Origin of the sequence: Thaumasiovibrio subtropicus, from assembly GCF_019703835.1 — a bacterium.
Taxonomy (GTDB): Bacteria; Pseudomonadota; Gammaproteobacteria; order Enterobacterales; family Vibrionaceae; genus Thaumasiovibrio; species Thaumasiovibrio subtropicus.
Window position 1 is genome coordinate 2,682,943 of the sequence record NZ_AP023054.1, and the last position, 10,166, is coordinate 2,693,108.

Consider the following 10,166-nt stretch of genomic DNA (forward strand, 5'->3'; position numbering starts at 1 on the left):
AACTACTGACTCCGCTGCGCAGCTGACGCTGGACGTGTTTGCGCGACTTCCACATCTTCCACGGTGACACCATCGCGGATATTCACCAGACCTTGCACAACAATGCGCTCTCCGCCAACCAATCCGGCTTCTACCATCACGCTGTTGTCCACACGGCCACCCAAGGTAATCTCAGTGCGTGTTGCCACATTATCTTCATCCAAGGTGTAAACGAAACGCTTAGTCCCTGAGTACTCCAGCGCTTGCACAGGAATCACTGGCATCTCTTGGGGCGCAAAGACTAACGCAGCATTCATCAGCATGCCCGGCTTGAGTTTGCTGTCGTCATTCTCAAACCGCACTCTGACACGAATATTCAGCGACTCGGCTTGAACACGAGAATCAATCGCGGCGATTTGACCAATAAACGGCGTATTTCCCCAAGCTTGGCTGGTAGCAACAACCGTGGCGCCAATTTCAATTTGCGACAAATAGATTTCCGGCACAGAGAGATCAAGCTGCATCACACTCAGATCATCAAGGGTCATCAATGCACTGTTATTGCTAACAAGTTGACCTTTACTGATATCAATCAACCCTACCGTACCGGAAAATGGCGCCAACAAGGCATGGTCATCGTAAGCTTTCTGCGCCGCTGCCATACGCGCTTTGGCAATATCTACCGATGCCTGTTGCGCTTCAACTTGGGTTTGCGTCACCGCACCACGCTCAACTAAGCTAATGTATTCACGCAGCTTACGGCGCTCATCTTTGTGATACGCTTGCGCTTCTTGCAAACTCGCGCGCGCCTTATTGGCGTCCAGTTGAACGAGCAGCTCGCCCGCTTCTACCTGACTGTTCTCACCGACGGCGACACGCTCGATTTTTCCGGTCACTTCTGAAGCAATATTGATAGCATCACGCGCTTTCAACGACCCCACAAGATTAAGAGACTGGCTAAGAGGACGCGTCTCTACTAGCGCTGTTGTAACAGACACTGACTGAGGGCCACGGCGCTGAGACGTTGCTGCAGGAGAAGAAGACTCAGCCTCTTGCTGTTGGGAGTACCAGTAGCCGCCTCCCAAGACGGCGAGAAGGGTCACCGCGATGATGGTTTTTTTCATGATTCTATTGCTCAACAAAACTAGTGCCGAAATGATACCTACTTTGAGGTAGGTTGCGCGTAAACAAGTGTAAAGTAGCGCAAATTTGAATGTAACAGATCATGTACTGACACCTTCCCGACGCAGATCATCCTGTTGAGCGTCAATCCGGTTATCAAATCGCCAAATCAAGACCTTAACATCGTATACTCAAGCCACCTCAAGATGCAGGATTCAGAAGCAGACTAGCGCGTCGAGTTCAAGGCAAAGGTGTGAAGGAATGGCTTCCCCCTTTCGAATACCTTTAACGCAGAAATCGGGGCGCTAGTCGCTTCCCGAAGGGCGAGTTTTCTAGGTTCGCCACCTTTGTTACCGCTTTTTGATTTAGTCCACTAGATCTTCAAAGCAGTGCCTCGATGGCAAACCTAGAAACTCTCGCTGAACAAGCACCTTGAGGTGGCTTGAGTATAGATCTTTCACAACCGAGACAATAAAACGGCTGCCCTTTCTGTAACAGCGCGCGAAAAAACGGCGCTTCGCTGCTTTTTACGACGAACAGCTAGCTACGAGATGAAAAAACCACCAAGCAACACAAAATAATCGCCAAAAAGGTTTACAGCACAGTTTTGTTTGATATTATGCGCCCCACACTTGTGGAGGGGTTCCCGAGTGGCCAAAGGGAGCAGACTGTAAATCTGCCGGCTCCGCCTTCGATGGTTCGAATCCGTCCCCCTCCACCATTCTTTATTCTCACGATACATTTCCTATGGATTGTGTTGGGAGAAACACTTGATTAACAGCGTTGGGAAAACCGTTAGTTAAGTATAAAAATACCCTGGAGGGGTTCCCGAGTGGCCAAAGGGAGCAGACTGTAAATCTGCCGGCTCCGCCTTCGATGGTTCGAATCCGTCCCCCTCCACCATCTTTTTTCTCACAGATTCACATTGAACTTGATGAGAAACACTTGATCTACTGCGTTGGGAAAACGGTACATTAAGTATAAAACGCCCTGGAGGGGTTCCCGAGTGGCCAAAGGGAGCAGACTGTAAATCTGCCGGCTCCGCCTTCGATGGTTCGAATCCGTCCCCCTCCACCATCTTTCTTCTCGCAGATTCACATGAACCTGATGAGAAACACTTGGTCTACTGCGTTGGGAAAACGGCAGATTAAGTATAAAAACACCCTGGAGGGGTTCCCGAGTGGCCAAAGGGAGCAGACTGTAAATCTGCCGGCTCCGCCTTCGATGGTTCGAATCCGTCCCCCTCCACCATCTTTCTTCTCGTAGATTCACATGAAGCTGATGAGAAACACTTGATCAACTGCGTTGGGAAAACGGTAGATTAAGTATAAAAACACCCTGGAGGGGTTCCCGAGTGGCCAAAGGGAGCAGACTGTAAATCTGCCGGCTCCGCCTTCGATGGTTCGAATCCGTCCCCCTCCACCATCTTCTAAAGCCAGCTTAATGCTGGCTTTTTTCGTTATTGCCCCTCAATATTTTCGTATCAATAAGACAGACATTTGACCGCTCTACTCCTACACTCAACAGAGAAAAGGAGGCTAAATGGCTGATTTGGAATCACTCAAACTCAATGCCATTCGGATGGGTTGGCTCCATGCCAGAATATTGATCGTCGACGACAGCCTAACTGAAGCCGCATTACTAAAATCCTTGCTACGCCAAGTTGGTGTGGTGGAGCTCTTTTCGGCCTCATCCCCAGATGATGCTATCCAACTTTGCCAACAACATGCGGTGCAAGTCATCATTATCGACTACCACCTTGAGAGCATTCTCAACGGTAGCGAGCTACTCTGTGCATTAAGACAAAAGCACCTGATTCACCTAGATTGTGCCTCACTGCTTATCTCCGGTGACAACTCATCAGAAGTTATCTTGTCGAGTTTAGAAGCCGAGCCCGATGCGTTTGTTCGAAAGCCCGTTTCGATGACAACGTTGTGCCAAAACATTGATCGTGCGTGGCTTTCAAGTCAAATCACCCGCCCTATTTCAAAAGCATTGCAGGATGGCGATAAAAAGAAAGCGTTGAAGCTCTGCGAAATGCAGATTGCCCGCTTGGGAAAACACCAACGGGTGGAGAAACTCTGGCTTGATCTGCTCATGGAAAGTGAACAATGGGACAAAGCAGAAAGTGTTGCGTTAACACTTGCGGCCGAAGAGGCTTCAGCGCATACCGCATTAACATTGGCGCAAATACATCTGTATCGAAAGGAGATAGAAACAGCGATAGAGCAATTAAACCAGCTGATTACTGCATTTCCACTCTGTATCGAAGGCTATGATTTGCTGGTAGAAGTACTTAAGTCAGAACGGCGCTTTGAGGAAGCTATCGCACTCAGCCATGTCGCATTAAAACTCACTCCCAACTCAACACCACGCGCCATGCAGCTAGCAAAACTTGCGGTAAAGCAAGATGACTTTAAAAAACTCACCTACGCTGGGCATTGCTTAGCCTCCTACCTCCCGCTGCTGGGCGAGCGCTGGCTGGAGTACTTCTCTGCCTACCTTTATGAGTTTGAAACGTTTTATTTCAAGCAAGAACCCCATCGTCAAGCGGCAATGCTGAAAGATCTTAATATTACCTATCAGAGAGCAAAAGAGCGGGTTCGTGCAGCACAGCAGGCCAAGTTAAAGTGTTTAGGTCGCTTAGCCTGGATTCGATTAACCATCAAAAATGCCGAAGACCTCAACGCCAAGCAGCAATTGATGCGCGCCTTGGCGCCTTACTATAATCGATTCAACGAACTTCCTCTTACCATTAGGGCAGATGCTATTAAGCCGCTTTTTATTCTGGGTGAGGCAGAGTTAGCTCACCTTTTTCTTCAACAACTCAAGTCTGGAGAAAAACTCAGTCAATCGACCAAGCAGAAGTACCTACGTTTGATTAACGCTAGCGACCTCTGTAAACAAGGGCTTGCCCTCTATCAGACCATTCAAATCATGAAGCAACACTTAGCGCTAACACCAGAGAGAGTCAAACAGCAAGCCGAGTTGTTGCTAGAACGCTACCCTCTTTCCAACCAGTTGCATTTTCTCTACTTACTCGCCTGTCAGTTACTCAAAGAGCTGCCGACAGCCAAAGTGACTGCCAGCCTCTCCTCACTCAATATTTCGCCGCTTACCAGTGAGGACAATGCGTGTAAGTTGGAATTAGAGCGTTTTTTTCACACTAATGATAAGGAAGATGAGCAGTAACTCATCAACCTTCACGACCATGAGGCGAGGACAAATCCAGTTCAGGGCCTTCTGGAACAACTTGGGTTGGGTTGATCATCGTATGGCTAAAATAGTAGTGACGTTTAATATGGTAAAAGTCTACTGTTTTTGCCACACCCTCAACTTGATAGAGCTCTTTCATGTACCCTTGAATATGTGGATAGTCAGCAATTCGACGTAGGTTGCACTTAAAGTGACCCACATACACCGCATCAAAACGAATCAGGGTGGTGAATAAGCGCCAATCTGCTTCAGTGATCTGATCGCCAGCAAGGTAACGCTGAGTCGCCAAGTGAGCATCAACCTTATCGAGAGCGGCAAACAGCGCCTCAAAGGCTTCAGAATAAGCCTCTTGCGTCGTCGCAAAACCACATCGATAGACACCATTGTTGATATTGGGATAAACAAAGTCATTCCATTCGTCGATGTCTGAGCGCAGTGCCTCAGGGTAATAATCATCCGTGTTACCCGTCAGGCTGTTAAACGCATGGTTAAACATACGAATAATTTCTGAGGATTCATTGCTGACAATGGTATTGGTTTTCTTATCCCACAACACAGGCACAGTGACACGCCCCGTGTAGTCACGTTTGGCTTGGGTGTAGATCTGATGCATGTAGTTCGCACCAAACAAAGGCTCCGGCGCTTCAAACTCCCAGCCTTTCGACAGCATGTCTGGGCTGACGATGGTCACATCAATGTGGTCGGTTAGACCTTTCAGCTCACGTAAAATGAGGGTGCGGTGCGCCCATGGACAGGCTAGCGAAACGTATAAATGATAGCGACCAGAATCGGGGTAATAAGGGCCATCTTCACTGATCCAGCTGCGAAAACCGGCATCTTCGCGTACAAACTTGCCATCACTTTCCTTTGTGTCATACCACACGTCGTGCCATTCACCTTTGACTAACTTTCCCATTACCCTGCTCCTGAACCGTGTTATTGATAGGTGCAGTATAGGAATGTTCACAGCCAATGTCGGTAAGCGCCAGTTAAACAACTTAATCAAAAATATTGAATGATCGATGCGCTGAAGAGCAACTCAGCGCATCTATACTCATGTGTAGGAGGAGTCGTTCATCAAACGCTAAGCAACGACTTCGGGTAATAGCGAGGAGTGATGTTCAAGGATCTTCCACCCTTGCGCTTCTTTTTTATAGAGAAATGTAAAACGCGCTTGGGTATCGGTTGCGGCATCATCGTCAAAACGAAAAGTATAAATACCCGAATTAATCACAACATCTTCAGAGATCTCACGTGTTTGCTCCAGCTCGATGGTTCCTTGAGGGCGTTTTTGTAAGAACTGAGTGAAATAATCCTGAATTTCCTCTTTGTTGCAACGCACTTGGTTTGAAAGGGTGGGAATAAGAATCGCCTCGTCGGAATAGCAAGCAACCACTTTTTGTGGGTCCAATGTCGCTAATGCATCATTCCACTCTTTAAAAATCACTTTCCCTATTGAATCTGACATTGTTTACTCTCCTTTATTTAATAATTTATTAGTTATTTGATGTTTCGGTAAGTTCGCGCTTTTTGTATTTTCCAAATAAGGCATGCCATTCAATCACAACAGTGCCACCTTGAGCCTTATGATCATCCCCCCACTCCTCCATCAATTCTAAACAGGCCGGGTCGATATAGCTGAGATTCTGAATATCAACATGTAATTCTGTATCAAAAGGAATCTTTTCTAATGTCGAGGCTAAACGAGGCAACTGAATAAAGGTTGCTGCCCCCATTAAGTGTAAGGTAATCACCTTTTCATTCTCTTTTGACTTTTCTAGTTTTGTTTCTAAATGCAGTAAACTATAAAGTAATCTAGCAAATGCGAGCCCAATACCGATTAACACGCCATCTAATAAATCTGTCACGACAATGGTGCCTAAGGTAATGGCATAAATCCAAACTTCAGATTTATCAAACTGTTTAAGTTTTCGAATGTGGGCAGGATTGATGAGCTTGATACCGATAATAATGAGGATTGCTGATAAGCTTGCAATCGGTACTTCCGCCAATAAGAAAGAAAGTAGCGTCGCAAACACTAACATCAAGCAGCCATGCATAATCGTCGATAAGCGTGTTTTGGCGCCAGCTTGCACATTCGCACTACTTCGCGCGATGACCCCCGTCATGGGTAGCGCGCCAAGCAATCCACACACCATGTTCCCCGCCCCTTGTGCAAACAGCTCTTTACTGTACTTTGTCTTGGTGCCATCGTGCATCTTATCCACTGCACTGGCGCTCAGTAGCGTTTCAGCGCTGGCGATAAATGCCACTGCAATTGCCGCAAGCACTACATCGCCCTGCTTGAACGTCGCGAAGTACGCTGTCCCCGGTATAGCTATCTCAGCAAACAAGTTTTCTGGCACTGTGACGTGTGCTACGGGCAAGTCCAACCCCCACGACACCAGCGTTGCCACTATCACAGCAATCAAGGCTGAAGGTAACAGCTTCATGTTAGTGGGTGCCAACTTATCCCAGCCTTTCGCCACTGCTATCGTCAGTAAGCCAATACCTAGCGCAATATGACTTGTTGAGCCATTAATCGGTTCAAGCAAACTGCCTTGGTGGGCTTCAATGGCGATAAATAGATTTTCCAGCTCGACAGGATAATGCAATAAATTTCGAATACCATTGCCTACCGGAGACAAATCCATCATTAAATACAGCTGTGCTGCCACAATTGAAACACCGATACCGGCTAACATACCATGGATAACAGAAGGCGATACGGCACGAAACCATTGCCCCATTTTTAAACTTCCCGCAGCCAATTGAATTGCACCCGCAATAAAAACGATAGGCCCTAAAACAAATAACCCGTGATCATTGATCAGTTCCCAAATCATAACGGCGAGACCAGCAGCAGGACCACTCACTAATAATGGCGCGCCAGAAATACAGCCGACTAATATTCCGCCAACTATCCCTGTAATAATCCCGTAGGAAGCAGGAACACCCGATGCAATCGCAATTCCCATACAGAGCGGAAGCGCCACCAAAAAAACAACAACCGATGCAAAGAGATCATTTGAAAATGACGAAGGCAGTTTATTGGTTAATTTATTTCCTACTCTATTCTCCAATACTGAATCCGGCGGCGTACTCATAACTATTCCTTTTTAATTAAAATGAAAACGATTTCAATTATTTTCGAGACGCAGAGTTTGAATATAAACCTTGGCACTTTTTTACATCTAGATTAACCGTTTATAGGACTTTTATTTATATATAGAAATGTTTTTACCTCCGACAAGAACAGTACTGAACAAAAGGTAAAATAATCAGCACTTATGCCTAGATTATACAACTATTCAGGTAAAAATAGCGCTGAACTCAACATTGAGACAGAAATGGAGTCAAGTATGACTCATAAAGATAATGATAGGTTGTGGCACCACTATCACTGATTCATGAAAGCATCACCTTATACTCTAGCCACCTCAAGATGCTTGTTAATCGAGAGTGTCTATACTCAAGCCACCTCAAGATGCGTGTTCAGCGAGAGTTTCTAGGTTTGCCATCGAGGCACTGCTTTGAAGATCTAGTGGGCTAAATCAAAAAGCAGTAACAAAGGTGGCGAGCCTAGAAAACTCGCCCTTCGGGAAGCGACTAGCACCCCGATTTCTGCGTTAAATGTGTTTGAAAGGGGAAAGCCATTCCTTCACACCTTTGCCTTGAACTCGACGCGCTAGTCTGCTTCTGAATCTCGCATCTTGAGGTGGCTTGAGTATAGGTCTGCCATCGAGGCACTGCTTTGAAGGTCTAGTCAACTAAATCGAAAAGCAGAACCAAGGTGGCGAGCCTAGAAAATTCGCTGTATCTCAAAGCCAAGCCATCAAAATGTAACTCGATAAATCAGCACTGTATGGCCCACACATTTTCAGAGAGTGGCAAAGGTAACAACTTGAGGTCGCTAAGGGATGTTTGTTAACATCTGTATCAAGATAACGCATTCTAGAGAATTTATAGTGAAAGTAATATCGTTTAACATCAATGGATTACGCGCAAGATTACATCAACTTCAAGCGCTAATTGACAAGCATGATCCGGATGTCATTGGCCTACAAGAAATAAAAGTGCATGACGAAGCCTTTCCTCTCGAGGATGTTGAAGCAATGGGCTACAAAGTCTATCACCACGGTCAAAAAGCCCACTACGGTGTTGCAATGCTCTGCAAACACGAACCAATAAAAGTGCAACGCGGCTTTCCAACGGATGATGAAGATGCGCAACGACGTATGATCATGGCAACCTTCAAACAAGAAGGTGGCTCAGAGGTGACGGTGTTGAATGGTTACTTCCCGCAAGGTGATAACATTGCGCATGAGACAAAGTTTCCCGCTAAAGAGAAATTTTACGCTGATCTGATGACCTATCTTGAAACTCACCACAATAATGATGAACAACTCATTGTGATGGGCGATATCAACATTAGCCCAGAGGACAAAGACATTGGTATCGGTGAGCCAAACCGTAAACGTTGGCTAAAAACGGGCAAATGTTCTTTCCAACCGATCGAACGAGAGTGGTTGGCTACCTTGCTAAATTGGGGCTTGGAAGATACCTTCCGCCTACAACATCCTGACGTTGAGGATCAATACTCTTGGTTTGATTACCGCTCAAAAGGGTTTGTAGATAACCGCGGTCTGCGTATTGATGTGATTCTTGCGACGCCTTCTTTAGCGCAAAAAACCATTGAGTCGGGCATTGACTATGAGCTGCGCGGTATCGAGAAGCCTTCAGATCACGCGCCGATATGGACGACGTTTAAATAAAACGTCGCCGCCCAATAAAGAGCCAGTCCTGTATGGCTGGCTCTGACACATAAGGATGTGAGTCATGGGAATCATTCGTTGGGGCATCATTGGTTGCGGTAACGTCGCGCAAGAGAAAACGACCCCGGCCTTTCAGGAGGCCAAAGGCGCACAAATCAGTGCGGTCATGGCCCGTAACTTAGATCGCGCCGAAGAGTTCGCTATCCAGCACCATATCCCCAACTATTTTGATAATGTTGACGATCTTATTACTGCCCCTTTTGTCGACGCACTCTATATTGCCACCCCACCCGATGCTCACCTAGAGATAGCGTTAAAAGTTGCCGATGCGAAAAAGCCCTGTTGTATAGAGAAACCCTTTGGGCTGAGCTTTCAGCAAAGCCGTATCATTTCGACTGCCTTTGAAAAAAAAGGGCTGCCTCTTTTTGTCTCTTATTACCGACGGCTTCTACCCAAATTTCAACATATTAAAGCCCTGCTTGACCAACAAGTCATTGGCCCTCTTTCCGCTGTCGATATCAAACTCATACGCCCTGCACATGAGCGAGATGAGGCTTTACATTGGCGCATTGACCCTCAACGTTCCGGAGGTGGCTACTTTACCGATTTAGGCAGTCACATGCTGGATCTCTTGCACTACCTGATAGGCGAAATAATCGAAGTTGACGGCATTGCGGTGCAGCAAGATAACCAAGAGACGACCCCTAATTCAATTGCGGCACATTTTCGATTTAATAACAATGTGCTAGGAAGTGGACTTTGGCATTTCGACAGTTTTGGGGACGAAGATGTCATCACTCTTTATGGCGACGAAGGCACACTGCAATTCTCCGTGTTTAAGGACTCAACGATCATCCTCAACACGCAAGCAGGCCGAGAGCTGATAAACCTACCGCACCCCAAACATGTCCAATTGCCTCACATTCAAGCGATGCAAGCCGATATCAATGGTAAGGCTGAATCGCCTTGCCGCGCCTTTTATGCTGAACGCACCAACTGGGTAATAGACCAAATACTGGGCCGCTAACAAAAACGCCTCCCGAAGAGAGAGGCGCTTAATTCATTGATGTTTCG

The 10,166-nt window shown here is 46.6% G+C and carries 7 protein-coding genes and 5 tRNA genes; 8 read left to right on the forward strand and 4 right to left on the reverse strand.

The window, feature by feature from the left end:
- Window positions 1-2: 2 nt before the first annotated feature.
- Entirely contained in the window at window positions 3-1,103 is a 1,101-nt protein-coding gene (locus tag TSUB_RS11820; RefSeq protein ID WP_087016470.1) for an efflux RND transporter periplasmic adaptor subunit, read from the reverse strand.
- A 634-nt stretch (window positions 1,104-1,737) separates the two neighbouring features.
- Between TSUB_RS11820 and TSUB_RS11825 the strand changes: the two genes are divergently transcribed.
- From TSUB_RS11825 to TSUB_RS11850, 6 genes are all read left to right on the forward strand, one after another.
- A tRNA-Tyr gene (locus TSUB_RS11825) sits at window positions 1,738-1,822 on the forward strand.
- Window positions 1,823-1,919: 97 nt separating this feature from the next.
- Window positions 1,920-2,004: transfer RNA gene (locus TSUB_RS11830), tRNA-Tyr, on the forward strand.
- Window positions 2,005-2,093: 89 nt separating this feature from the next.
- A tRNA-Tyr gene (locus TSUB_RS11835) sits at window positions 2,094-2,178 on the forward strand.
- Between the two features lie 89 nt (window positions 2,179-2,267).
- Window positions 2,268-2,352 (forward strand) — tRNA-Tyr (locus TSUB_RS11840).
- A gap of 89 nt (window positions 2,353-2,441) precedes the next feature.
- Window positions 2,442-2,526, forward strand: a tRNA-Tyr gene (locus TSUB_RS11845).
- Between the two features lie 117 nt (window positions 2,527-2,643).
- Entirely contained in the window at window positions 2,644-4,293 is a 1,650-nt protein-coding gene (locus TSUB_RS11850) for a response regulator (RefSeq protein WP_087016469.1), read from the forward strand.
- A gap of 4 nt (window positions 4,294-4,297) precedes the next feature.
- On the opposite strand, the gene TSUB_RS11855 is transcribed toward TSUB_RS11850, so the two are convergent.
- From TSUB_RS11855 to TSUB_RS11865, 3 genes are all read right to left on the reverse strand, one after another.
- Window positions 4,298-5,233 carry a glutathione S-transferase family protein gene (locus TSUB_RS11855; RefSeq protein ID WP_087016468.1) on the reverse strand — a complete coding sequence of 312 codons (936 nt, stop codon included), beginning with the start codon at window positions 5,231-5,233 and terminating at the stop codon, window positions 4,298-4,300.
- A 168-nt stretch (window positions 5,234-5,401) separates the two neighbouring features.
- The gene (locus tag TSUB_RS11860) at window positions 5,402-5,785 is read right to left on the reverse strand and encodes an SgcJ/EcaC family oxidoreductase (RefSeq protein WP_221274525.1); all 384 of its coding nucleotides are present in this window, start codon (window positions 5,783-5,785) and stop codon (window positions 5,402-5,404) included.
- 28 nt (window positions 5,786-5,813) lie between these two features.
- Window positions 5,814-7,424, reverse strand: coding sequence for a SulP family inorganic anion transporter (locus TSUB_RS11865; RefSeq protein WP_221274526.1), 1,611 nt, complete (start codon window positions 7,422-7,424; stop codon window positions 5,814-5,816).
- An 861-nt stretch (window positions 7,425-8,285) separates the two neighbouring features.
- Here TSUB_RS11865 and xthA point away from each other — a divergent pair.
- Both xthA and TSUB_RS11875 read left to right on the forward strand, forming a co-directional pair.
- Window positions 8,286-9,092 (forward strand): exodeoxyribonuclease III, encoded by an 807-nt coding sequence (gene xthA, locus TSUB_RS11870; RefSeq protein WP_087017604.1) that lies wholly within the window; start codon window positions 8,286-8,288, stop codon window positions 9,090-9,092.
- A 64-nt stretch (window positions 9,093-9,156) separates the two neighbouring features.
- A complete protein-coding gene (locus TSUB_RS11875; RefSeq protein ID WP_087017606.1) occupies window positions 9,157-10,119 on the forward strand; it encodes a Gfo/Idh/MocA family protein in 963 nt (320 codons plus the stop codon).
- Window positions 10,120-10,166: the final 47 nt, after the last annotated feature.

Excerpts from the sequence above, each read along its gene's own strand:
- TSUB_RS11855 (WP_087016468.1), bottom strand. The coding sequence starts at position 5,233 with ATGGGAAAGTTAGTCAAAGGTGAATGGCACGACGTGTGGTATGACACA.
- TSUB_RS11850 (WP_087016469.1), top strand. The coding sequence starts at position 2,644 with ATGGCTGATTTGGAATCACTCAAACTCAATGCCATTCGGATGGGTTGG.
- TSUB_RS11875 (WP_087017606.1), top strand. The coding sequence starts at position 9,157 with ATGGGAATCATTCGTTGGGGCATCATTGGTTGCGGTAACGTCGCGCAA.
- TSUB_RS11820 (WP_087016470.1), bottom strand. The coding sequence starts at position 1,103 with ATGAAAAAAACCATCATCGCGGTGACCCTTCTCGCCGTCTTGGGAGGC.
- TSUB_RS11865 (WP_221274526.1), bottom strand. The coding sequence starts at position 7,424 with ATGAGTACGCCGCCGGATTCAGTATTGGAGAATAGAGTAGGAAATAAA.
- TSUB_RS11860 (WP_221274525.1), bottom strand. The coding sequence starts at position 5,785 with ATGTCAGATTCAATAGGGAAAGTGATTTTTAAAGAGTGGAATGATGCA.